The organism is Streptomyces fractus (genome assembly GCF_049844455.1).
Lineage (GTDB): Bacteria > Actinomycetota > Actinomycetes > Streptomycetales > Streptomycetaceae > Streptomyces > Streptomyces fractus.
On record NZ_JBMYHI010000002.1, the window covers coordinates 5101398 to 5122881 of the forward strand.

Sequence of the window (21484 nt, forward strand, 5' to 3'; positions counted from 1 at the left end):
ACCCTTAAGGGTTTCCAGGGGCGGAAGTGGGGCGGCACTCCGGGGCCGATCCCTCTTCCGGTACGCGAGGGGTCACGTACCGTTGACGCATGACGAGCATCGGTGGTGCCGCATCTTCGGGGATGGTCGACTGGAACCTCGCGGTGGCGACCGCGACGCGCCTCGTGCGACCAGGCCCCGAGGTCAGTCGGGACGAGGCACGGGCCGTCGTCGCAGAGCTGCGTCGGCACGCCAAGGCCTCCGAGGAGCACGTACGCGCGTACACGCGCATGGCCACCGATTCCGACCACGACACTCCGGTGCTCGTGGTGGACCGGCCGGGCTGGGTGAAGGCCAACGTCGCGGGCTTTCGCGAGGTGCTGCGGCCACTGCTCGACAAGATGAACGAGCGGCGCGGCTCGGGGCCGGGCCCCGCGATGCTCGGCGCGGTCGGCGGCAAGGTCACGGGCGTCGAACTCGGCATGCTGCTCTCGTTCCTGTCCTCCCGCGTCCTCGGCCAGTACGAGACCTTCGCCCCCGCCACGCGTGACCTGCCCGCCGCGCCGAACGGCGGCGGCAGGCTCCTCCTGGTCGCGCCGAACATCGTGCACGTGGAGCGCGAACTCGACGTGGAACCACACGACTTCAGGCTCTGGGTCTGCCTCCACGAGGAGACGCACCGCACCCAGTTCACGGCCGTGCCCTGGCTGCGCGACCACCTGGAGGGCGAGATCCAGTCATTCCTGGAGGAGACAGAGGTCGACCCGACGACGTTCCTGGAGCGCGTACGGGAAGCGGCCCAGTCCCTCGCCGGCGGGCGCCCGGAGGGCGATGTCGAGGACGGGGCCGACGGCGGCCGCTCGCTCGTCGAGCTGGTGCAGTCCCCGGCGCAGCGCGAGATCCTCGCCCGCCTCACCGCCGTCATGTCGCTCCTCGAGGGGCACGCGGACTACGTGATGGACGGCGTGGGCCCGGCCGTCGTGCCGTCCGTCGAGGAGATCCGCGAGAAGTTCCAACAGCGCAGGCAGAAGGGCGCCTCGCGGCTCGACCTGGCCCTGCGCAAGCTGCTCGGCCTCGACGCCAAGCTGCGCCAGTACCGCGACGGCGAGAAGTTCGTACGGGCCGTCGTCGACGAGGTCGGCATGGACGGCTTCAACCGTGTGTGGACGTCTCCCAACACGCTGCCGACGAAGGCGGAGATCGCCAAACCGGCGGACTGGGTCGCGCGGGTGCACAACAAGTCGGACGGCGCTCACGAAGCCCCGTAAGGCACGCCCGTAATTGCTCAGGATCACCCATCCGAGGGACCGTAGGCCGTGGGCTGGCGTGCAATGCTCGGGGAACCGCTCGGCTCTGTCACCATCGACACACTCTGCGTGACCGAACTCACCCGGTCACCGTTGAGCGAATGAGCCGGGTCAGCCGGCGCTGGTCCGGTTCGAGTTGTCCAGCAGCGCCCACTCCCCCCAGACAACGGAATGAAGGGAACCGGACATGGGTCCCCATCCTGCGGTCGCGGCGATACGCCTGGCGGTCCGCCGCGTCCTCCACGACATCCTCACCGATTCACGGGCGGACTCCGAGCCCGTGGTGCTCGTCGCCTGCTCCGGCGGGGCCGACTCCATGGCCCTCGCCTCCGCCCTCGCCTTCGAGGCCCCCAAGCTCGGCATCCGAGCCGGCGGCGTCACCGTCGACCACGGACTGCAGCCCGGCTCCGCCGCCCGCGCAGAGGACGTCGCCCTGCGCCTGACCGCCCTCGGCCTGAAGCCCGTCGAGTCCGTCGCCGTCGACGTCGGCCGTGACGGAGGCCCCGAGGCCGCCGCCCGCGACGCCCGCTACGCCGCCCTCGACGCCGCCGCCGAGCGCCACGGCGCCGCCGCCGTCCTGCTCGGCCACACGCGCGACGACCAGGCCGAGACGGTCCTGCTCGGTCTCGCCCGCGGCTCCGGCATCCGCTCCCTGTCCGGGATGGCCGCGATGTCGGGGGCCGGCGGCCGCTACCGACGCCCCTTCCTCACGCTCGACCGGCAGACCGCCCGCAAGGCCTGCCTCGTCCAGCACCTGCCCGTCTGGGACGACCCGCACAACACCGACCCGGCGTACACCCGGTCCAGGCTCCGGCACGAGGGCCTGCCCGCACTGGAGAAGGCGCTCGGCAAGGGCGTCGTCGAGGCTCTCGCCCGGACGGCCCAGCTGTCGCGCGACGACGCCGACGCGCTCGACACCTGGGCCCGCGACGCCGCCGAGTCCGTACGGGACGCGGCCGGGCTCCTCGAATGCGCCAAGCTGTACGCCCTGCCGCCCGCGGTGCGCCGCAGAATCCTGCGCAAGGCGGCCATCGAGGCGGGCGCCCCGGCCGGTGCGCTGTTCGCCCGGCACATCGAGGAGGTCGACCGCCTGATCACGGGGTGGCGTGGCCAGGGAGAGATCAATCTGCCGGGCAAAGTTCTCGCTCAGCGGCAGGGTGGCAGACTGGTGATCCGGCAAGGCTGACTCGACTCTCACGTCGCGGCGGCCGGTGGGACGACCGAAAGTGATGCGGGTGGACGCGAAAGACATGGGCACCGACCTTCAGTCGGTGCTCATCACCAAGGAAGAGATCGACGCGAAGCTGGCCGAGCTGGCCGCGAAGGTCGACGCGGAGTACGCGGGCAAGGACCTGCTGATCGTCGGGGTGCTCAAGGGCGCCGTGATGGTCATGGCGGACCTGGCTCGCGCCCTGTCCACCCCGCTCACCATGGACTGGATGGCGGTGTCCTCGTACGGCTCGGGCACCCAGTCCTCCGGCGTCGTGCGGATCCTCAAGGACCTCGACACCGACATCAAGGACAAGCACGTCCTGATCGTCGAGGACATCATCGACTCCGGTCTGACGCTGTCCTGGCTGCTCACCAACCTCGGCTCGCGCGAGCCCGCCTCCCTCGAGGTGTGCACGTTGCTGCGCAAGCCGGAGGCTGCCAAGGTCGACATCGACGTGAAGTGGGTCGGCTTCGACATCCCGAACGAGTTCGTGGTCGGTTACGGCCTGGACTACGCGGAGAAGTACCGGAACCTGCCGTTCGTCGGCACCCTCGCGCCGCACGTCTACGGCGGCTGAGGAGTCGTCAGGCCTGATCGCGGGGACGGGAACCCTCGCGGGTCTCCCGCCGTTGGAGCATGCGAAGGGCAGATTCCCGGCCGTCCCCTGCGGCTTCGGGTGACAATGCTGGGGTACCGTCCGAAGAACAGTTCTTCAAACAGCTACAACAGCACCAAACAGCCTTATCAAACTCACTATGGCAGGAGGGACGGGGCGGCACCGCTCCGTATGGATGGACGTGAAGCGATACTTCCGTGGGCCGGTCATGTGGATCGTGCTGGCCGTCCTTGCCGTGGTCGTGTTGATGCAGGTCGTCGGTTCGTCCGGCGGCTACAAGACGGTGGACACCGGCCAGGTAATTCAGGCCATCAACGACAACAAGGTGGACTCGGCCAAGCTGACCACCGGCGATGAGAGCACGATCAAGGTCGAGCTGAAGGACGGCCAAAAGGTCGACGGCTCGAACAAGATCCAGGCGAGCTACATCGGCGACCAGGGCGTCGACGTGGCCAAGACTCTCCAGGCCAAGTTCGAGGACAAGCAGATTCCGGACGGGTACACCGTCTCGCCGTCGAAGCAGAACCCCTTCGTGGGCATCCTGCTTTCGCTGCTGCCCTTCGTTCTCATCGTCGTCGTGTTCCTGTTCCTGATGAACCAGATGCAGGGCGGCGGCTCCCGAGTCATGCAGTTCGGGAAGTCCAAGGCCAAGCTCATCACCAAGGACACCCCCAAGACGACGTTCTCCGACGTCGCCGGCAGCGACGAGGCCGTCGAGGAGCTCCACGAGATCAAGGAGTTCCTCCAGGAACCGGCCAAGTTCCAGGCTGTCGGCGCCAAGATTCCCAAGGGCGTACTCCTGTACGGCCCGCCCGGAACGGGCAAGACGCTGCTCGCGCGCGCTGTCGCGGGTGAGGCCGGCGTCCCGTTCTACTCGATCTCCGGTTCCGACTTCGTCGAGATGTTCGTCGGTGTCGGTGCCTCCCGTGTCCGTGACCTCTTCGAGCAGGCCAAGGCGAACGCTCCGGCGATCGTCTTCGTCGACGAGATCGACGCGGTCGGCCGGCACCGTGGTGCCGGACTCGGCGGTGGGCACGACGAGCGCGAGCAGACGCTCAACCAGCTGCTCGTCGAGATGGACGGCTTCGACGTGAAGGGCGGCGTCATCCTGATCGCCGCCACGAACCGGCCCGACATCCTCGACCCGGCGCTGCTGCGTCCCGGCCGTTTCGACCGCCAGATCGCGGTCGACCGTCCGGACATGCAGGGCCGTCTGGAGATCCTCAAGGTTCACCAGAAGGGCAAGCCGGTCGCTCCGGACGTCGACCTGTCGGCCGTCGCCCGCCGTACGCCGGGCTTCACCGGTGCCGATCTCGCCAACGTGCTGAACGAGGCCGCTCTGCTGACGGCCCGCTCGGACCGGAAGCTGGTCGACAACCAGATGCTCGACGAGGCGATCGACCGTGTGGTCGCGGGCCCGCAGAAGCGGACCCGGATCATGTCGGACAAGGAAAAGAAGATCACCGCGTACCACGAGGGCGGTCACGCCCTGGTCGCGGCGGCCTCGCCGAACTCCGACCCGGTCCACAAGATCACGATCCTGTCCCGCGGCCGTGCGCTCGGGTACACGATGGTGCTCCCGGACGAGGACAAGTACTCGACCACGCGCAACGAGATGCTCGACCAGCTCGCCTACATGCTGGGCGGGCGCGCGGCCGAGGAGCTCGTCTTCCACGACCCGACGACCGGCGCCGCGAACGACATCGAGAAGGCCACTGGCACGGCCCGCGCGATGGTCACGCAGTACGGCATGACCGAGCGGCTCGGTGCGATCAAGTTCGGCGGCGACAACTCGGAGCCCTTCCTGGGCCGCGAGATGGGTCACCAGCGCGACTACTCGGAAGAGGTCGCCGCGCTCGTCGACGAAGAGGTCAAGAAGCTCATCGAGACCGCGCACAACGAGGCCTGGGAGATCCTGGTCGAGAACCGCGACGTTCTCGACAACCTGGTCCTCGCGCTGCTCGAGAAGGAGACGCTGAACAAGGAGCAGATCGCCGAGATCTTCGCTCCGATCGTGAAGCGCCCGGCCCGCCCCGCGTGGACCGGCTCCAACCGCCGTACCCCCTCGACCCGCCCGCCGGTGCTCTCCCCCAAGGAGCTCTCACTGACGAACGGTGCGAACGGAACGGCGCCCGCCATCGAGACCACCACCCCGGTGGACACGGTGAAGGAAGAGCGCCCCGAGAGCTGACCCGGCCCTCATCGGGCAGGCCAGACCCGGAATGCAGGCCGCGTCCCCCACGCTTTACCGTGTGGGGGACGCGGCCTTTGCGCTGCCGCGCGGGCATGGACGTAGAGAAAGAGGCACCTGATGACCGACCCGGTGACGCTGGACGGCGAGGGCTCGATCGGCGAGTTCGACGAGAAGCGGGCCGAGAACGCCGTGCGTGAGCTGCTCATCGCGGTCGGCGAGGACCCGGACCGAGAGGGGCTGAGGGAGACGCCGGGGCGGGTCGCCCGCGCGTACAAGGAGATATTCGCGGGCCTGTGGCAGAAGCCCGAGGACGTCCTGACGACGACGTTCGACCTGGGGCACGACGAGATGGTCCTGGTGAAGGATATCGAGATCACCTCGTGCTGTGAGCATCACCTGGTGCCGTTCGTCGGTGTTGCCCACGTGGGCTACATCCCGTCGAGCGACGGCAAGATCACGGGCCTCTCCAAGCTCGCGCGCCTCGCGGACGTCTTCGCCCGCCGGCCGCAGGTCCAGGAGCGGCTGACGACGCAGATCGCCGACTCCCTGATGGAGATCCTGGAGCCGCGCGGCGTGATCGTCGTCGTGGAGTGCGAGCACATGTGCATGTCGATGCGGGGGGTGCGCAAGCCCGGCGCGAAGACGATCACGTCGGCCGTGCGCGGCCAGCTCCGGGACCCCGCGACCCGCAGCGAGGCGATGAGCCTGATCATCGGGCACTGATGCGCGATTGATTCCGGGGCGGGCGTAGGGCCCTACGGCGAAGGGCCCTAGGCGGCCGGTGCCGCCTGCTCGGGGTCCTCGTCCTCCGGGAGCTTGCAGACGCGCTCCAGGAAGATGGCGGCCGCGACGACGCCGGCTCCGGCGAGCACCGAGAGCCCGGCGTAGATCGCCTGGTCGCGGCGGGCCGGGACGTCCAGGGACTCCAGGAGGAAGGCGCCGGTGCCGCCGTACATGCCGGCGACGAGCGCCGCGACCAGGGCGCTGGCCTGGCCGAAGACCAGGGCGCGCGCCGCCATCATGGGGTCGACGCCCTTGGCCTCGGGGCGGCGCTCCCGCTGCGCGCGCAGCCGGGAGCGGATGGACAGGGCCGTCGCGAGCAGCACGACGGCGATCACGGCGAGCACGATGGGTGCGGCCAGCGGGACCTTCGGCAGCGTGCCGAGCGAGTCCCACAGGCGGGCGCCCGCCCAGCACAGCACTCCGGCGACGACGAACAGGCCGACCAGTGTCCTGATGCGCAGTTGCTTCATCCCGGTTGGTCGCCCCTTGTCCGTCATGGCCCGCTTGCCTGGCCGTTAACCGTGTCCGGTAGACCCTAACGATTACTCGGGGAGGCGGAGTTCCAGGTCGGCACGTGCCGCGACGCCTTCGCGGGTCACGGCGTCGAGCAGCTGGGCGACCGCGCCGTGCCCCGGAAGCTGAGCCTCCGGCTCCACGTCGTGCCAGGGGACGAGCACGAAGGCCCGCTCGTGTGCCCGCGGGTGGGGGAGCGTGAGGTACGGGTCGTCCGAGACCACGTCGGCGTACGCGACGATGTCGACGTCGATGGTGCGGGCGCCCCAGCGCTCGTCCCGGACCCGGTGGAAGGCCTCCTCGACCGCGTGCGCGCGCTCCAGGAGCGAGGAGGGCGGCAGCGTCGTCTTCAGGACGACGACGGCGTTGAAGTACGAGGGCTGGCTGTCCGGGTCGACGCCCCAGGGCTCCGTCTCGTAGACGGGCGAGACGGCCTTGACGCGGACTCCGGGCGTGTCCTCCAGGGCGTCCACCGCGCCCTGGAGGGTCTCCAGGCGGTTCCCCAGGTTCGCGCCGAGGGAGATCACGGCGCGCTTGGGGTTGGAGAGCGTGGTGTCGGCGGCGTCGACCTGCTCCACCACGGAGGTCGGCACCGGCTGGACGGTCGGGTCGAACGGAGTTTTGTTCATACTCGGCTCCGGGTGATGGTGACGGTCACGTCGTCGAAGGGAACGGTGATCGGTGCGTCCGGCTTGTGGACGCAGACCTCGACCTCCTGGACTCCTTCGTGCTTCAGGCATGCCTGGGCGATGCGCTCGGCGAGTGTCTCGATGAGATCCACGGGGTCGCCCGCGACGACGGCCACGACCTCCTCCGCCACGATGCCGTAGTGCACGGTCTTCGCCAGGTCGTCGTCGGCCGCGGCCGCTCGCGTGTCCAGGCCGAGCACCAGGTCCACGATGAAGGTCTGGCCTTCCTCGCGTTCCTTGGGGAAGACGCCATGGTGCCCACGGGCCTTGAGGCCGCGCAGCGCGACACGATCCACGCGAATCACTCCTGCAGTCGTCGTTGAAGGCCGGGGCCATCGATGTGCGGTCGATGTCCCGGCCTCGTTCGAATCTACCTTTGAGCACTGACAGCACCGGTCCGCGGGGGCTATGACTGATCCCACCCGGCACACGCGACTCACGGCGCACTCTCTGCTGGTAGCCGCCCATACCCAGGCGGTCGAGAGCGCAACCTCGCATCCGGCTTTCGTGCTCTTCGGGGGGCGCCTACCCACTCAGGCGGGTGATCCGCCGTCGTCCTCGCTGCCCATCTCGTCGGATTCTTCGTCCGACTCGGCGAGCACGGGGGAGGCGTGGTGCGACCAGATCTTCCAGCCGTCGCGGGTGCGCCGGAACACGTTCGTGGCGACGACGCGCTGGCCGACGAGCGGGCCCAGTTCGTCGCCCTCCTTGGGGGCGGGGCCGCCGCTGAGGATGTTCTCCGTGCAGGTCACCAGGGCGGTGTCGGCGACGACGCTGATGTGCACATCGGTCAGGAAGAACTGGATGTACTCGGTGTTCGCCATGATCAGCGCGTAACTGCGGAGCACCTCGCCCCGGCCCGTGAGCACCGGCCAGCCGGGGTGCACGCAGCTGACGGAGGTGTCCTCGGCCTCGTCCGGGTCGGCGTCCTCGGCGTAGTCGACGTCCTCGGGGGCGAGCCACAGGGCGGTGAGTTCCTCGAAGGCGCCGCGCTCGACGGCCTCGTAGTAGGTGCGGTTGGCGGTGTCGACGGCTTGGACGTCGGCCTCGGTCACTGGGCTCCTTCGACCGCGCGTGCCACGCGGACGGCGTCGGCGGTGGCCCGCACCTCGTGGACGCGCACGGCCCAGGCGCCGGCCTGTGCGGCGAGCGCGGAGACGGCGGCGGTGGCGGCGTCGCGCTCGCGGGCGGGCGGCGGGGCGCCCTGCTCGCCGGCCAGCACGTGGCCGAGGAACCGCTTGCGGGAGGCCGCGACGAGGACCGGGTGGCCGAGCGCGTGCAGCCGGTCGAGGTGGGCGAGCAGGGAGAGGTCGTGCTCGGCGTTCTTGGAGAAGCCGAGGCCCGGGTCGACGACGATCCGGTCGGGGGCGATACCGCCCTCGATGGCGGCCTCCACGCGCGCGTGCAGCTCGCTCACGACCTCGGAGACGACGTCCTCGTAGGTGCCGGGCACATTGGTGCCCTCCAGGAGGCCGCGCCAGTGCATGACGACGAAGGGCGCTCCGGCGGCGGCGACGACCGGGACCATCTCCGGGTCGGAGAGCCCGCCGCTCACATCGTTGACCAGGGAGGCGCCCGCGGCGAGGGACTGCTCGGCGACGGAGGCCCGCATGGTGTCGACCGAGATCGTCACGCCTTCGGAGGCGAGGCCTCGTACGACGGGGATCACGCGCCTGAGCTCCTCGTCCTCGTCGACGCGGCTGGCGCCCGGGCGGGTGGACTCGCCGCCGACGTCCACGAGGTCGGCGCCCTCGGCGACCAGGTCGAGGCCGTGCTTGATCGCGGCGGTCGTGTCGAACCAGCGGCCGCCGTCCGAGAACGAGTCCGGCGTCACGTTGACGACGCCCATGACCGCGCAGCGGTCCCAAACGGGGAGGTTGGCTACGTGGCCCCGGCGGACCTGCGACGTGCTCATGGCCTCAAGCCTAGGCCCTTCACGGCGGTCGGGATCTCGCGGCTTCGGCAGCCTGCGAAGGTGCCGCCGCTCTCGTGGCGGAGCCGCGCGGTGAGGCCGGTCTCGCGGGTCCAGACCGCGCGTCCCGTCTCGGAGCAGTCCATGACGGCGGGCGTCCAGGCGTGGGTCCGTGCCTCGTCCATGAAGCGCTCCATGGCTCCCGGCCACGCCTCTACGTCGCCCATGGGGTCGCCCTTGGCCAGCATCACGCCGGAAACGACGCGGTAGCGGACCGCCGCCTTGCCGCTGGGCGAGAACACGACCCCCTTGCCGCGGACGGCCGGGCCCTCGGGGCGGAACGCGAGGTAGAGCGTGGTCAGCGCGGTGACCAGGCCGAGGGCGCCGAGCGAGAGGGCGACGGTGTGCGCGATGCCGCCCGCGTAGACGAGCGGACCTTCCATGCCGAGCAGGCCGCACAGGACGTGCTCCAGGCGGTCCACGAGACTCGGGGCGCCGACGAGTCGCTCCGGGTGCGCGCTGACGACCGCGAGGCCGGTCAGCAGCGAACCGGCGCTCAGGAGCACGAAGTTGGCCAGCGCGCGCCAGCGGCCGCGGGGGTCGGGTGGCGCGTCGAACTGCTTCCGGTCGCGGATCAGGAGCCACAGCGGCACCAGGGACAGGGCGACGCCGATGACCCCCAGGAGCGATTCCCGGTACGCGAATTGCGCGGCGGCGCCGAGCGGCAGCAGTGCCGTCGCCGTCCACCAGGCCCGTCGCTTGCGGCGCCGCAGCATGCGCGCGAGCAGGACGAGCAGGACGCCGCTGCCGAGCGCGAGGGCCGCGGCGTACGGGCCGAGCGTGCCCGGCAGCGCCTCCGTGACGCCGCCCGTGCGGCTCCGGGCGAGCCGGGGCAGGACACCGGCCGCGATGTCCGCGCCCCCGGCCAGGAGGCAGGCGCCCGCGATCCGCCGCATCCGCGCGCCTCCTCCAGCCGCTCGCCCCGCGAGACATGTGAACACGGTGCGAATGCCGCATCCGTGACGTACGACCTGTAGGACGGAAGCGGAGCGGCCCGGGTTCACTCGTGAACGGTGAACCCCTCGGGAGTGTGAACGGCGGGCCCGGCTACTGGTGGAGCGGTTACTGGAGGAGGGTCTACTGGAGGAGCGGTTCCACCGTCTCCAGGTCGACCTCCGCGCGCGTGATGTCCCGCGCGTCCGCGGCCGTGGAGCGGCGCAGCGCCTCGTGCAGCCGGGCGGGGGTGAGGACACCGAGGAAGCGGCCCTCGCTGTGTTCGTCGATGACCGCGATCCAGCCCGCGTCGTGCTGGAGCATCGTCGCGAACGCCTGCTTGAGCGGGGCGCCCACGGGCAGCCAGGCCTCCATGCGGCGCGCGTGGTCGCGCACGGTGTCGCCCTTGTTCGCGGCCACGCGCGCGTGCTCGGCGGAGATCCAGCCATGCAGGTTGTTGTCGCGGTCCAGGACGACGGCCCAGCGGGCGTCGAGCTCCTTGGGCAGCGGGTCGTCGAGGTGCACGACGGGCGGCTGCTCCAGGTCGCCCTCCTCGATCGGGGTCACCGAGAGGCGCTTGAGGCCGCGGTCGGCGCCCACGAAGTCGGCCACGTAGTCGGTGGCGGGCGTGCCCAGGACCGCCGACGGGGTGTCGTACTGCTCGATGCGACCGTCGCCGTAGACGGCGATACGGTCGCCGAGGCGGACGGCCTCCTCCATGTCGTGCGTGACGAACAGGACGGTCTTTCCGAGCGTCTGCTGCAGGCGCAGGAACTTGTTCTGCAGGTGCTCGCGCACCACGGGGTCGACCGCGCCGAACGGCTCGTCCATCAGCAACACGGGCGGGTCGGCGGCCAGGGCCCTTGCCACGCCCACCCGTTGGCGCTGGCCGCCGGAGAGCTGCTCGGGGTAGCGCTCGCCGAACACCTTCGGGTCGAGGCCCACCAGGTCGAGCAACTCGGCTGCCCGCTCACGGGCCTTGGCGCGCTTGACGCCCAGCAGGTGCGGCACGGTCGCGGTGTTGTCGAGGACCGACTTGTGCGGGAACAGGCCGACCTGCTGGATCACATAGCCGATGCGGCGGCGCAGTTGGACGGGGTCGACCCCGGATATGTCGTCGCCGTCGAGGAATATCCGGCCCGCGGTGGGTTCGATGAGCCGGTTCACCATCTTCATCGTCGTGGTCTTGCCGCAGCCCGACGGGCCGACGAGCGTGACCAGTTCGCCCTCGTTCACCTCGAAGGACAGATCGTCGACGGCGGTGGTGCCGTCCGCGTACCGCTTGCTGACGTGCTCGAACCGGATCATGGGACCCCATTCTGCCGGGACGCGGCCCGGTTGGGGATGCCCGGGCGAGGCAGTCATGTGAAGGCCGTGTTGCGTCCGACGCCCGGGCCTCGGCCATTGTCAGTGGCGCGGGCTAGGGTCGTCGGCAGTCGAGAGTTGTGTGTGCGGGTGGGGAAAAGGCGCGTGCGCGTGCGCGGGCGGCTGACATACGTTCGGGGAATCGGGGGAGGGGGCCGGCGTGAGCGAGCAGAACTGCATGGTGGCCAATGACTGGGTGTGCGGGGAGTATGTGCGCACCCGCGGCCAGGAGTTGATCGACGCGACCGTCCAACACCTCGGCATCACGGCGGTGTCGGTGGTGATCGGCGTTCTCATCTCCTTCCCGCTCGCGCTGCTCGCCCGGCGCGCACGCGCCTTCGCGGGGCCGGTGCTCGGCGTGACCACGGTGCTCTACTCGATTCCGTCGCTCGCGATGTTCTCGCTGCTGCTGCCCCTGTTCGGGCTCTCGGTGTCACTGGTGGTCACGGGGCTCGTCCTGTACTCCCTGACGATCCTCGTGCGGAACATACTGGCGGGGTTGCAGGCCGTCCCGGAGGAGGCGCGAGAGGCCGCGCGCGGGATGGGGTACGGGCCGCTGCGGCTGCTGTGGGAGGTCGAACTCCCGCTGGCGCTCCCGGCGATGCTGGCCGGAGTGCGGATCGCCACGGTCTCCACGGTGGCGCTGACGACGGTCGGCTCGATCGTGGACTACGGCGGGCTCGGCACGCTGATCGTCAGTGGCCTCCAGAGCGACTTCAAGGCGCAGGTGCTCACCGCGTCCGTGCTGTGCGTGCTGCTCGCGGTCCTGGCGGACCTGCTGCTGCTCGTCGTGCAGCGGTGGCTGACGCCGTGGACGAGGGTGGGGGCGCCCGCGCGGGGCGGGTTCCGAATACGGGGGCTCCGCGGCCGCGACGACGTGGCGCGCGTCGAGCCGGAGAAGGTGGCATGAACGCGATATCGGGGGCCTACGACTGGCTGGCCACGGGTGCCAACTGGCAAGGGGAGAAGGGGGTGTGGCACCGCCTCGGCGAGCACCTGTACTTCTGCGGTGTCGCGCTCGCCGTCTCCTGCCTGATCGCCCTGCCGCTGGCCCTGTGGCTCGGGCACAAGGGCAAGGGCGGCGCGCTCGCGATCAACATCTCGAACGTGGGGCGGGCGGTACCGACGCTGGCCGTGCTCGTGCTCCTCACGCTCACCCCGCTCGGCCGGCACGGCGATGTGCCGACGCTGATCGCGCTGGTGCTGTTCGCGGTGCCGCCGCTGCTGACCAACGCGTACGTGGGGATGCGTGAGGTCGACCGGTCGGTGGTGGAGGCCGCGCGCGGTATGGGCATGAGCGGCCGCCAGGTCTTCGCCCGCGTCGAGCTGCCGCTGGCGTATCCGCTGGTGATGACGGGGCTGCGGTCCGCGACGGTGCAGGTGATCGCGACGGCGACGCTGGCGGCGATGGCCGGGGAGGGCGGGCTCGGGCGGATCATCACGGCCGGGTTCAGCCTCCAGGACACGTCGCAGGTGGTCGCGGGGGCGGTGCTCGTGGCCGTGCTCGCGCTGGCCGCGGAGGGCCTGTTCGTCGCGGCGGGACGGGCCTTCGACCCCATGCGGAGGCGGGCGTGACCCAGGGGTCGGGTCCGGACACGGGTCCGGGGCCGGGAGCCGGGGTGCGGGCTTGTGTTTGTTGTCAGTTCGGCAGTGCGACGAGGAGAGCGATGAACAGCAGAACGCGTCGAGTGGCCCTGGCGGCCGTGACGGTGGGTGCGCTGACCGCGGGGCTCACCGCGTGCGGTGGCGACAGCCTTGAGGGCAAGAACGACAAGGGCGGGTCGGACGGCGGAGGGAAGGGCAAGGTCGTCATCGGAGCCGCGCGTTTCACCGAGGCCAAGGTGCTCGGTGAGCTGTACCGGCAGATATTGGACGACGCCGGGTACGACGCGTCGGTCAAGACGGTGGAGAACCGCGAGATCTACGAACCGCAGCTCGCCAAGGGCGCCATCGACGTGGTGCCCGAATACGCGGCGACGCTCGCCGAATTCCTCAACCTGAAGGAGAACGGGGCCAAGGCGAAGCCGGTCGCGTCGAGCGATGTCGACGCCACGGTGACCGCGCTGCGCAAGCTCGCCGATCCGCAAGGGCTGAAGGTTCTGGACGCGGGAGAGGCCGTCGATCAGAACGCGTTCGCGGTGAGCAAGGACTTTGCCGAGAAGCACAAGTTGAAGACTCTTTCGGATCTTGGCAAGTCGGGCCAGAAGGTGAAGATCGCGGCCGGCGACGAATGCGAGACTCGGCCGTTCTGCGCGCCGGGACTCAAGAAGTCGTACGGGATCGATGTCACGGGAATCGATCCCAAGGGCGTCGGCACCACGCAGTCGAAGCAGGCGGTGAAGAACGGCACGGACCAGCTGGTCCTGACGACCACGACCGACGCGACGTTGGAGAACTTCGGGCTCGTTCTCCTGAAGGACGACAAGAAGCTCCAGAACGCGGACAACATTGTTCCGGTTGTGAACGCCAAGGATGCGGGCGACAAGAAGATCGCCGATGTCCTCGGGAAGCTGACGAAGACGCTCACGACCGATGATCTCGTCGAGCTGAACCGGAAGGTCGATGCCGAGCGGCAGAAGGAAGGCGATGTCGCGAAGGAGTATCTGGAGTCCAAGGGCCTCATCGCTAAATGATCTTGATCGGCGCGTGTCGACGGAGCGAGAGGTGAGAGGCATTGGCCGCGGTAAGTGGCCTTGCCCGTACGGGGGTTAGGTGGTTTCTGTGACAGGTGTGTCCGAATATTGCCGGGCGGGGCTTCGCGATTTGCCTACGCGCGGTAAGTTTCTGGCCATGCCACGTGGACGCCACCGCCATTCTCCGCCCCTGCACCGCCTCCTGCCTCCGACGGTGATCGCCGGTGTGCCTCTCGTCTGCGCGGGGGCCGCCTGGCTGTCCGAGGATCCGCTCGTCCTGCGAGGCGTCGCTGCCGCGGCCGCCGCCGCCGCGGTGGTCGGCGCCGTGGTGATGCGCCGCTGGGACCGGCTCGCGGGCAAGCGGGTCGCCGAGCTGACGCGCGGCGCCGCGAGCGAGCGGTGGCGGCACGAGGAGGCCGTGGCGGAGCTGGAGGGCGACCTCGACGAGTCGCGGGAGCTGCGCAGCCGCCTGGAGGGCAAGCTGCGGGCGAAGCGTGCCGAGCTCGCCGCGCTGCGGGGCGAGCACGCGGCGCTGCTGCGGCGGTATGCGAACGCGGAGACGGAGCGGGCCAGCGCGCTCGAAGGCCGGCGTCGGCTCGCGATAGAGGCCGCCTCCCCGGCGAAGGCGCTGCCGCCCGTGCCTCCGGCCGTGCCGGGTCGCCCGACTCCGGAGATGTACCGGCGGGCCAATGTCGCGCTCAAGCGTCTCGCCCGGCCCGAACCGGCGGGGCATGCGGCGGAGGAGGCCGATTCCCAGGGGAAGTCCGAGGCGGCGGCCGGCCACTTCACCGTGCCTGCCGCCGCGATGGTCGTCCCCGCGGCACCCGCGCGCAAGGTTCCCCAGGGCGGGTTCGACTTCTTCGGCGCGGGGAGCTCCCCGCAGAGCGAGGAAGACCTGGCGGACGTCGTGGGTGAGGAACTGGCGGCGGAGGTCGCGGCCGAGGTGAACGAGCCGGAGGCCGAAGACGTCGACAACGGTGACAACGTCGACGAGGTCGAGGCCCCCGAAGCCTCCGAAGACGCCGAGCGCGAGCAGCAGGTCATCGACCAGCAGGTCATCGACCTGACCGCGCACGACGAGACGGAGCAGATCGACATGGGCGAGCTGAGGTCCGCACTTCAGGCATGAGGTCGCGTGGGTGAGGGGCGGGTCGGCGCGTGGCCGACCCGCCCCTCACGCGTCACGTCCCCGCCATCCACCGGTCGGGACGCGCGTCGCGCCGCCCCGTGCGGGACCGGTCCGCCTGGGCCCGCAGGAGTTGGGACGCCTCTTCCACGTCCCTCAGGCGGGCCGTCACCGTCTTGTTGGCGCCCGTGTCGAGGTGCAGGCCGGCGACGCGCCAGTGGCGCTCCCAGGGCCCCTGGGTGAAGCGCACGCTCTGCACCTTGGCGTGCGGGACGAGCGAGAGGCGGCGCTGCAGCAGTCCGGTGCGCGCGGCGAACACCGTTTCCGTGACCGCCACTCCGTAGCTCCGCCACCACACCGGCACGCACCAGCGCCCGCGTCGCGGCGCCCCCGCGAAGTCGGCCGGCTTCGGCACCGAGACTCCCGGCAGGATCCGCGCGACGACGTCCTCGGCGTCTTCGCGCGGTGCCACGGGGACGAGCACGGTGTTCGACGACCCGGCGACGTGCAGCTCGACGCGGACCCAGCCGCGGCGCCTCCACAGCAGCGGCTCGATGATCCGCACGGTCTGCACCCGTCCCGGCGGCACCGTCTCGTGCACCCGGTCGAGCAGCCCGTGGTCGATGCGCAGCCCGTCCTGGGACTCGCCGACCGTCCAGTCGTACTCCTTGATGAACCGGCCCGCGCTGTTGGTGAAGGCCCCGCCGACCAGCGGCACGGTGACCGCGAACACTGTCCACAGGTTGTGGGTGGCGAACCACAGGAGCGTCGGGACGGCGACCGCGGCGAGCAGCATCGCCCAGGGCGCGCCCGTCAGGAGCAGCGCCACCGCGAGCATGCGCGGGGGCGTGTGCAGGATCGGCCGCGCCGGCGCCTCGCCCACGTCGCGCGCCGACTCGGGCGCGAACCCGGCGGCCCGGGCGAGGAGTTCGGCACGCAGGTTCCCGGCCTCGCGCTCTCCCAGGAAGGCGAGCTCGTCCTTCTTGTCGGCTCCCACCACGTCGAGTTTGAGCTTGGCCACGCCCACGAAGCGGGCGAGGAGCGGCTGCGTGACGTCCACCGCCTGGAGACGGTCGAGCCGGATGTGGGCGGTGCGGCGGAACAACAGGCCCGTACGGATGCGCAGTTCGGTGTCGGTCACCGCGAAGTGCGTGAACCACCAGGTGAGGAACCCGTACAGGGCGGCCGCAGGGACCAGCACTCCGATGCCGATCAGCAGCATGGCGGTGGTGAGGTGGGCGAGCTGGCGCTGCGCCTGGTCCATGTCGTGGACGGCCCAGCCGAGCAGGATCGCGATGGGCGCCCACGCGCGGCGCAGCGGCGTGACGGGGTGCAGGCGCCGCTCTCGTACGTCCTCGGCGGGTTCCTGGGCCGGGGCGTCGTCGGGGACGCGGGAGGCCGTCACAGGCCCGCCGATCGGGCCTCGCCGAGTTCGGTGAGACGGTCGCGCAGCCGCTCGGCCTCCAGGGGCGCGAGGCCGGGGATCGTCGCGTCGGTGGCCGCGGCGGCGGTGTGCAGTTGCAGGCTGGCCAGGCCGAACTTCCGCTCCAGCGGCCCGGACGTCACCTCGACGAGCTGCATCCGCCCGTACGGCACGATCGTCTCCTCGTGCCACAGGACCCCACGGCTGATCAGCAGGTCGTCGGCCCGCTCCGCGTACCGCCACGAGCGCCAGTTGCGGCCGAGCATCACCCAGCCCCAGGCCAGGGCCACGAGCGGCAGCACGGCGAAGGCCGTCCACCCGGGGCCCGCGAACATGCCGAGCAGCACCGCGAGCACCACCGTCAGCGGCACCAGCCACACGAGCAGCAGCAGGCGGCGCACCTTCAGCAGTCCGGCGGGCAACCCGGTCCAGTCCGGCCCTGTCGACTCCGTCGGGCCTGTCGGCTCCGCCGGCCCTGTCGCCCCTGTCTTCATGGGGTCACCCTACGTACGAGAGACTGTGTCCATGACGCCCACGACTCAGGCCACGGTCGGCATCGGTGGTGCCGCGGAGAGCACCGACATGGTGCTCAACATCGGTCCGCAGCACCCTTCCACCCATGGTGTGCTGCGCCTGCGTCTCGTGCTCGACGGCGAGCGGATCCAGCACGCGGAGCCGGTCATCGGCTACATGCACCGCGGTGCGGAGAAGCTCTTCGAGGCGCGCGACTACCGGCAGATCGTGATGCTCGCCAACCGCCACGACTGGCTGTCCGCGTTCTCGAACGAGCTGGGCGTCGTGCTCGCCGTCGAGCGAATGCTGGGCATGGAGGTACCGGAGCGCGCCGTGTGGCTGCGGACGCTGCTCGCCGAGCTGAACCGGGTGCTCAACCATCTGATGTTCCTGGGTTCGTACCCGCTCGAACTGGGCGGAATCACACCCGTCTTCCACGCTTTCCGGGAGCGCGAGGAACTCCAGAACGTCATGGAGGAGGTCTCCGGCGGGCGCATGCACTACATGTTCAACCGCGTCGGCGGCCTCAAGGAGGACCTGCCGCTCGGCTGGACCACCCGCGCGCGTGCGGCCGTCGCGAGCGTGCGCTCCCGCATGGACGTATACGACAACCTCGTCCTCGGCAACGAGATCTTCCGGGGGCGTACGCGCGGGGTGGGCACGCTGTCCGCCGAGGCCGCGCACGCCTACGGAGTCAGCGGCCCGATCGCCCGCGCCTCCGGAGTCGACTTCGACCTCAGGCGCGACGAGCCGTACCTCGCCTACGCAGAGCTGTCGGACACCCTGAAGGTCGTCACGCGCCAAGAGGGCGACTGCCTGGCCCGGTTCGAATGCCTCCTGGAGCAGGCGCACAACGCGCTCGACCTCGCGGACGCCTGCCTCGACCGGATCGCGGACCTCCCGCAGGGCCCGGTCAACCAGCGCCTCCCGAAGGTCCTCAAGGCGCCCGAGGGCCACACGTACGCGTGGACGGAGAACCCGCTCGGCATCAACGGCTACTACCTCGTCTCCAAGGGCGAGAAGACGCCGTACCGGCTGAAGCTGCGCTCCGCCTCGTACAACAACATCCAGGCGCTGACCGAGCTGCTTCCGGGGACGCTCGTCGCCGACATGGTGGCGATCCTCGGGTCACTGTTCTTCGTGGTCGGGGACATCGACAAGTAGGCCGTCCACGTCCATGGCGACGGGCTCGACCAGCCAGCCGAAGTCGCCGAGCCCGCCCCGCGCGGTCAGCTCGGCGGCCTCTCCCGCACCCGCGAGCGCCCGGACGTACGCGGCCGGGTCCCGCGAGGCGAGGGCCAGTGGCGGGCGGTCGGCGCTCACCCTCAGGGCGCCCAGAGCGGCTCGCTGTGTCAGCAGCCGGGCGTTCGGAGTGGACGCGCACGCGTCCAGCGCCACGTGCGCCGTGATGTCGCAGGAGCCGTCGGGCACGGGGGTCGTCTCCCGGCCCTCGCGAAAGCCGGTGAGCGTGCCGAAGGGGGGCCGGGAGGCACGCGTGTGCGCGTAGTCCACCGCCACCGCGAGGCCGCGCTCCAGGGTGCGTACGGCCGCCGCCCAGGCCGCGTCGCGGGGGCGGCCGACCTCGGCGCGCACGCCCGGCTCGGGCGGCAGCGGCCACCACCGGCGCAGCCAGCTCGCCGACGCCTCGTCGAGGGGCGCAGTGTCGAGGGTCTCCGTGCCGTCCTCGGCCACGAGGACCAGCCGTGCCGTGCCGTCCGCGTCCGCCTCGACGACCTCCAGCGGCACGTTGTCGAGCCACTCGTTCGCGACGAGGAGTCCGGTGACACCGGTCGGTGGCTCGGCCCGCCATGCGATCCGGTGGTCGAGTCCGGCGGGAGGTTCCGCCTTCTCCACCGCGTAGGCACGCACGCGTAGCGCCACTTTTTCCGGCAGCACCTCCAGGACGCGCGAAACCAGCTCTCCGCGACCCGCCGCCATGTCGACGAACGCCAACTCCGCGGGCTCGCCGAGGGCCGCGTCCACCCGGCACAACAGCTCGGCGACGGCCCCGGCGAACAGCGGCGACGCATGCACCGACGTGCGGAAATGCCCGGCAGGCCCCTCGGGTCTCCGGTAGAAGCCGGCCGGCCCGTACAGCGCCTCTTCGGTGGCCGCGCGCCACCCGCGCGGCGCCGCCTGTTGTCCGTTCTCCACGTCTGAAGGCTATGTGCGCCGGGCGCGTGCGCCGTGGGGTGCCTCCACCTTCAGGAGTACACGCGCCGGGTCCGGATCGGCCCTCCGGTTGACCCCTGCACGCTGCACGCTTCCCTACTCTGGGTTACGTGCAGCGCGTCTATGACTTCATCCGCAGACACCCGACGTGGGTCGACGGCTTCTGGGCCGTGATTCTCCTCGGCGTGTCCGTGGCGGCGTCGGGCGGTACGAGGCACGGGAACGAGGCGGCGCTGATCGTCTGCGCCGTCCTGATGTCCGTGGTGGTCGCGCTGCGCCGCCTGATGCCGGACAAGATGCTGGTGCTCGCGGTGGCCACGGGCCTCGGCCAGCTGGTGTTCGACGCGCGGGTCAATCCCTCGGATTTCGCGATGCTGGTCATCATCTACACCTGCGCGGTGAGCGGCCCGCGCTGGGCGTCGCGCTTCGGCCTGATCGGCGGGCTGTTCGCGGCGCCGCTCTCCCAGCTCCGCTGGCCCACCGCCGGCCAGATCAGCACCACGGGCCTGATCCTCATCACGGTCTTCCAGATGGTGCCGTTCGCCCTCGCCTGGGTGCTCGGCGACTCGCTGCGCACCAGACGCGCGTACCTGGCACAGCTGGAGGAGCGCGCCGACCGGCTGGAGAAGGAGCGCGAGGCGCAGTCGAAGGTCGCGGTGGCGGCCGAACGGGCGCGCATCGCACGCGAGTTGCACGACGTCGTCGCGCACAACGTGTCGGTGATGGTGGTGCAGGCCGACGGCGCCGCGTACGTCCTCGACCAGGCGCCCGACCAGGCGAAGAAGGCCCTGGAGACCATCTCGGGCACCGGCAGGCAGGCGCTCGCGGAGATGCGCAGGCTGCTCGGCGTGCTGCGCACCGGCGAGCACGAGGAGGCCGGCGAGTACGTTCCGCAGCCCGACGTCGAGCAGATAGAGGAGCTCGTCGACGAGGTGCGCACGGCGGGCCTCCCGGTCGACTTCAGAGTGGAGGGCACCCCGCGCCCGCTGCCCAGCGGCGTCGAGCTGACCGCGTACCGCATCGTCCAGGAAGCGCTCACCAACACCCGCAAGCACGGTGGTCCCAACGCGTCCGCCAGCGTCCGCCTCGTCTACTTCGACGACGGCCTCGGCCTGCTCGTCGAGGACGACGGCAAGGGCGCCCCGCACGAGCTGTACGAGGACGGCGGCGCGGACGGCCGTGGCCACGGCCTCATCGGGATGCGCGAGCGCGTCGGTATGGTCGGCGGCACGCTGGACGCGGGACCGCGGGCCGGCGGTGGCTTCCGCATCAGCGTGCTGCTGCCTCTCAAGCCCGCCCATTGACACGTACAAGTCCGTCCGACACGTACAAGCCCATCGATCAAGTCCAACGACACGTACAAGTGAGGACCGCCCGATGCCGATCAAGGTCATGCTCGTCGACGACCAGGTGCTGCTGCGCACCGGCTTCCGGATGGTGCTGGCCGCACAGCCGGACATGGAGGTCGTCGCCGAAGCGGGCGACGGCGTCGAGGCGCTGGAGGTGCTGCGCTCGGCCTCGGTGGACGTGGTCCTCATGGACGTCCGCATGCCGAAGCTCGACGGGGTCGAGACGACGCGGCGGATCTGCGCCGACGACGACCCGCCCAAGGTCCTCATCCTGACCACCTTCGACCTCGACGAGTACGCGTTCTCGGGGCTGCGGGCGGGGGCCTCCGGCTTCATGCTCAAGGACGTGCCGCCGGGCGAGCTGCTCGCCGCGATCCGCGCCGTGCACAGCGGGGACGCGGTGGTCGCCCCGTCCACGACCCGGCGGCTGCTCGACCGGTTCGCCCCGATGCTGCCCAGCAGCCCCGACCAGCCGCAGCACAAGCGCCTTGAGCGGCTCACCGAGCGCGAGCGCGAGGTCATGGTCCTGGTCGCCCAGGGGCACTCGAACGGAGAGATCGCCGCGCGCCTGGTGCTGTCCGAGGCCACGGTGAAGACCCATGTGGGCCGCATCCTGACCAAGCTCGACCTGCGCGACCGCGTCCAGGTCGTCGTCCTCGCCTACGAGACGGGGCTCGTCCGGGCGGGCGGCGCCGGGGCCTGAG

At 70.7% G+C, this 21484-nt stretch carries 21 protein-coding genes and 1 pseudogene; 12 read left to right on the plus strand and 10 right to left on the minus strand.

Annotated elements, in window-relative coordinates; genetic code table 11:
* Positions 1–89 precede the first annotated feature (89 nt).
* From ACP4E5_RS25075 to folE, 5 genes are all read left to right on the plus strand, one after another.
* The gene (locus ACP4E5_RS25075) at positions 90–1247 is read left to right on the plus strand and encodes a zinc-dependent metalloprotease (protein ID WP_425832317.1); all 1158 of its coding nucleotides are present in this window, start codon (positions 90–92) and stop codon (positions 1245–1247) included.
* A gap of 226 nt (positions 1248–1473) precedes the next feature.
* Entirely contained in the window at positions 1474–2472 is a 999-nt protein-coding gene (gene tilS / locus ACP4E5_RS25080; RefSeq protein WP_425832319.1) for a tRNA lysidine(34) synthetase TilS, read from the plus strand.
* A 43-nt stretch (positions 2473–2515) separates the two neighbouring features.
* Positions 2516–3076: a hypoxanthine phosphoribosyltransferase gene (gene hpt / locus ACP4E5_RS25085; protein ID WP_266718689.1), complete on the plus strand. Its 561-nt coding sequence runs from the start codon at positions 2516–2518 to the stop codon at positions 3074–3076.
* A 214-nt stretch (positions 3077–3290) separates the two neighbouring features.
* Positions 3291–5306: an ATP-dependent zinc metalloprotease FtsH gene (gene ftsH / locus ACP4E5_RS25090; protein ID WP_425841633.1), complete on the plus strand. Its 2016-nt coding sequence runs from the start codon at positions 3291–3293 to the stop codon at positions 5304–5306.
* A 120-nt stretch (positions 5307–5426) separates the two neighbouring features.
* Positions 5427–6032 (plus strand): GTP cyclohydrolase I FolE, encoded by a 606-nt coding sequence (folE, locus tag ACP4E5_RS25095; RefSeq protein WP_425832321.1) that lies wholly within the window; start codon positions 5427–5429, stop codon positions 6030–6032.
* Positions 6033–6079: 47 nt separating this feature from the next.
* On the opposite strand, the gene ACP4E5_RS25100 is transcribed toward folE, so the two are convergent.
* The 7 genes and pseudogenes from ACP4E5_RS25100 to ACP4E5_RS25130 all read right to left on the minus strand — a co-directional run bounded on the left by ACP4E5_RS25100 (position 6080) and on the right by ACP4E5_RS25130 (position 11507).
* Complete coding sequence (locus tag ACP4E5_RS25100; RefSeq protein ID WP_425832323.1) at positions 6080–6562, minus strand: DUF3180 domain-containing protein; 483 nt, start codon at positions 6560–6562, stop codon at positions 6080–6082.
* A gap of 72 nt (positions 6563–6634) precedes the next feature.
* A complete protein-coding gene (folK, locus tag ACP4E5_RS25105) occupies positions 6635–7234 on the minus strand; it encodes a 2-amino-4-hydroxy-6-hydroxymethyldihydropteridine diphosphokinase (RefSeq protein WP_425832325.1) in 600 nt (199 codons plus the stop codon).
* A complete protein-coding gene (gene folB, locus ACP4E5_RS25110) occupies positions 7231–7590 on the minus strand; it encodes a dihydroneopterin aldolase (protein WP_425832327.1) in 360 nt (119 codons plus the stop codon). Before folB ends, folK begins: the two co-directional genes overlap by 4 nt.
* Before the next feature lie 237 nt (positions 7591–7827).
* Entirely contained in the window at positions 7828–8349 is a 522-nt protein-coding gene (locus tag ACP4E5_RS25115; RefSeq protein WP_425832329.1) for a nuclear transport factor 2 family protein, read from the minus strand.
* A complete protein-coding gene (folP, locus tag ACP4E5_RS25120; protein WP_425832331.1) occupies positions 8346–9209 on the minus strand; it encodes a dihydropteroate synthase in 864 nt (287 codons plus the stop codon). The genes ACP4E5_RS25115 and folP overlap by 4 nt, the downstream gene beginning before the upstream one ends.
* 86 nt (positions 9210–9295) lie before the next feature.
* Positions 9296–10162, minus strand: a pseudogene (locus ACP4E5_RS25125) (phosphatidylglycerol lysyltransferase domain-containing protein); the annotation flags it as partial.
* Positions 10163–10343: 181 nt separating this feature from the next.
* Complete coding sequence (locus ACP4E5_RS25130) at positions 10344–11507, minus strand: ABC transporter ATP-binding protein (protein ID WP_425832333.1); 1164 nt, start codon at positions 11505–11507, stop codon at positions 10344–10346.
* A 217-nt stretch (positions 11508–11724) separates the two neighbouring features.
* Between ACP4E5_RS25130 and ACP4E5_RS25135 the strand changes: the two genes are divergently transcribed.
* From ACP4E5_RS25135 to ACP4E5_RS25150, 4 genes are all read left to right on the plus strand, one after another.
* Positions 11725–12474: an ABC transporter permease gene (locus tag ACP4E5_RS25135; RefSeq protein ID WP_425832335.1), complete on the plus strand. Its 750-nt coding sequence runs from the start codon at positions 11725–11727 to the stop codon at positions 12472–12474.
* Positions 12471–13139, plus strand: coding sequence for an ABC transporter permease (locus tag ACP4E5_RS25140; RefSeq protein ID WP_425832337.1), 669 nt, complete (start codon positions 12471–12473; stop codon positions 13137–13139). The genes ACP4E5_RS25135 and ACP4E5_RS25140 overlap by 4 nt, the downstream gene beginning before the upstream one ends.
* Positions 13140–13231: 92 nt before the next feature.
* A complete protein-coding gene (locus ACP4E5_RS25145) occupies positions 13232–14197 on the plus strand; it encodes an ABC transporter substrate-binding protein (RefSeq protein ID WP_425832339.1) in 966 nt (321 codons plus the stop codon).
* Between the two features lie 157 nt (positions 14198–14354).
* On the plus strand, positions 14355–15326 hold the full coding sequence (locus tag ACP4E5_RS25150; RefSeq protein WP_425832341.1) for a hypothetical protein: 972 nt from the start codon (positions 14355–14357) through the stop codon (positions 15324–15326).
* A 52-nt stretch (positions 15327–15378) separates the two neighbouring features.
* Here ACP4E5_RS25150 and ACP4E5_RS25155 read toward each other — a convergent pair whose 3' ends face one another.
* Together ACP4E5_RS25155 and ACP4E5_RS25160 are read right to left on the minus strand one after the other, a co-directional pair.
* Positions 15379–16728, minus strand: coding sequence for a PH domain-containing protein (locus tag ACP4E5_RS25155; protein WP_425832343.1), 1350 nt, complete (start codon positions 16726–16728; stop codon positions 15379–15381).
* A complete protein-coding gene (locus tag ACP4E5_RS25160) occupies positions 16725–17240 on the minus strand; it encodes a PH domain-containing protein (RefSeq protein ID WP_425832345.1) in 516 nt (171 codons plus the stop codon). Before ACP4E5_RS25160 ends, ACP4E5_RS25155 begins: the two co-directional genes overlap by 4 nt.
* Between ACP4E5_RS25160 and ACP4E5_RS25165 the strand changes: the two genes are divergently transcribed.
* Positions 17239–18423, plus strand: coding sequence for an NADH-quinone oxidoreductase subunit D (locus ACP4E5_RS25165; protein WP_425832347.1), 1185 nt, complete (start codon positions 17239–17241; stop codon positions 18421–18423). The two genes, ACP4E5_RS25160 and ACP4E5_RS25165, sit on opposite strands and share 2 nt — an antisense overlap.
* Here ACP4E5_RS25165 and ACP4E5_RS25170 read toward each other — a convergent pair.
* Positions 18388–19413 (minus strand): SAM-dependent methyltransferase, encoded by a 1026-nt coding sequence (locus tag ACP4E5_RS25170; protein WP_425832349.1) that lies wholly within the window; start codon positions 19411–19413, stop codon positions 18388–18390. The genes ACP4E5_RS25165 and ACP4E5_RS25170 overlap by 36 nt on opposite strands.
* 128 nt (positions 19414–19541) lie before the next feature.
* On the opposite strand from ACP4E5_RS25170, the gene ACP4E5_RS25175 reads away from it, so the two are divergent.
* Both ACP4E5_RS25175 and ACP4E5_RS25180 read left to right on the plus strand, forming a co-directional pair.
* Positions 19542–20735 (plus strand): sensor histidine kinase, encoded by a 1194-nt coding sequence (locus ACP4E5_RS25175; RefSeq protein ID WP_425832351.1) that lies wholly within the window; start codon positions 19542–19544, stop codon positions 20733–20735.
* Between the two features lie 73 nt (positions 20736–20808).
* The gene (locus ACP4E5_RS25180; RefSeq protein ID WP_425832353.1) at positions 20809–21483 is read left to right on the plus strand and encodes a response regulator; all 675 of its coding nucleotides are present in this window, start codon (positions 20809–20811) and stop codon (positions 21481–21483) included.
* Position 21484 lies beyond the last annotated feature (1 nt).

What these genes read in the sequence shown, in the direction of transcription:
- ACP4E5_RS25075 (WP_425832317.1), top strand. Translation starts at nt 90, where the DNA reads ATGACGAGCATCGGTGGTGCCGCATCTTCGGGGATGGTCGACTGGAAC.
- tilS (WP_425832319.1), top strand. Translation starts at nt 1,474, where the DNA reads ATGGGTCCCCATCCTGCGGTCGCGGCGATACGCCTGGCGGTCCGCCGC.
- hpt (WP_266718689.1), top strand. Translation starts at nt 2,516, where the DNA reads ATGCGGGTGGACGCGAAAGACATGGGCACCGACCTTCAGTCGGTGCTC.
- ftsH (WP_425841633.1), top strand. Translation starts at nt 3,291, where the DNA reads ATGGACGTGAAGCGATACTTCCGTGGGCCGGTCATGTGGATCGTGCTG.
- folE (WP_425832321.1), top strand. Translation starts at nt 5,427, where the DNA reads ATGACCGACCCGGTGACGCTGGACGGCGAGGGCTCGATCGGCGAGTTC.
- ACP4E5_RS25100 (WP_425832323.1), bottom strand. Translation starts at nt 6,562, where the DNA reads ATGAAGCAACTGCGCATCAGGACACTGGTCGGCCTGTTCGTCGTCGCC.
- folK (WP_425832325.1), bottom strand. Translation starts at nt 7,234, where the DNA reads ATGAACAAAACTCCGTTCGACCCGACCGTCCAGCCGGTGCCGACCTCC.
- folP (WP_425832331.1), bottom strand. Translation starts at nt 9,209, where the DNA reads ATGAGCACGTCGCAGGTCCGCCGGGGCCACGTAGCCAACCTCCCCGTT.
- ACP4E5_RS25130 (WP_425832333.1), bottom strand. Translation starts at nt 11,507, where the DNA reads ATGATCCGGTTCGAGCACGTCAGCAAGCGGTACGCGGACGGCACCACC.
- ACP4E5_RS25140 (WP_425832337.1), top strand. Translation starts at nt 12,471, where the DNA reads ATGAACGCGATATCGGGGGCCTACGACTGGCTGGCCACGGGTGCCAAC.
- ACP4E5_RS25145 (WP_425832339.1), top strand. Translation starts at nt 13,232, where the DNA reads ATGAACAGCAGAACGCGTCGAGTGGCCCTGGCGGCCGTGACGGTGGGT.
- ACP4E5_RS25150 (WP_425832341.1), top strand. Translation starts at nt 14,355, where the DNA reads ATGCCACGTGGACGCCACCGCCATTCTCCGCCCCTGCACCGCCTCCTG.
- ACP4E5_RS25165 (WP_425832347.1), top strand. Translation starts at nt 17,239, where the DNA reads ATGGGGTCACCCTACGTACGAGAGACTGTGTCCATGACGCCCACGACT.
- ACP4E5_RS25160 (WP_425832345.1), bottom strand. Translation starts at nt 17,240, where the DNA reads ATGAAGACAGGGGCGACAGGGCCGGCGGAGCCGACAGGCCCGACGGAG.
- ACP4E5_RS25180 (WP_425832353.1), top strand. Translation starts at nt 20,809, where the DNA reads ATGCCGATCAAGGTCATGCTCGTCGACGACCAGGTGCTGCTGCGCACC.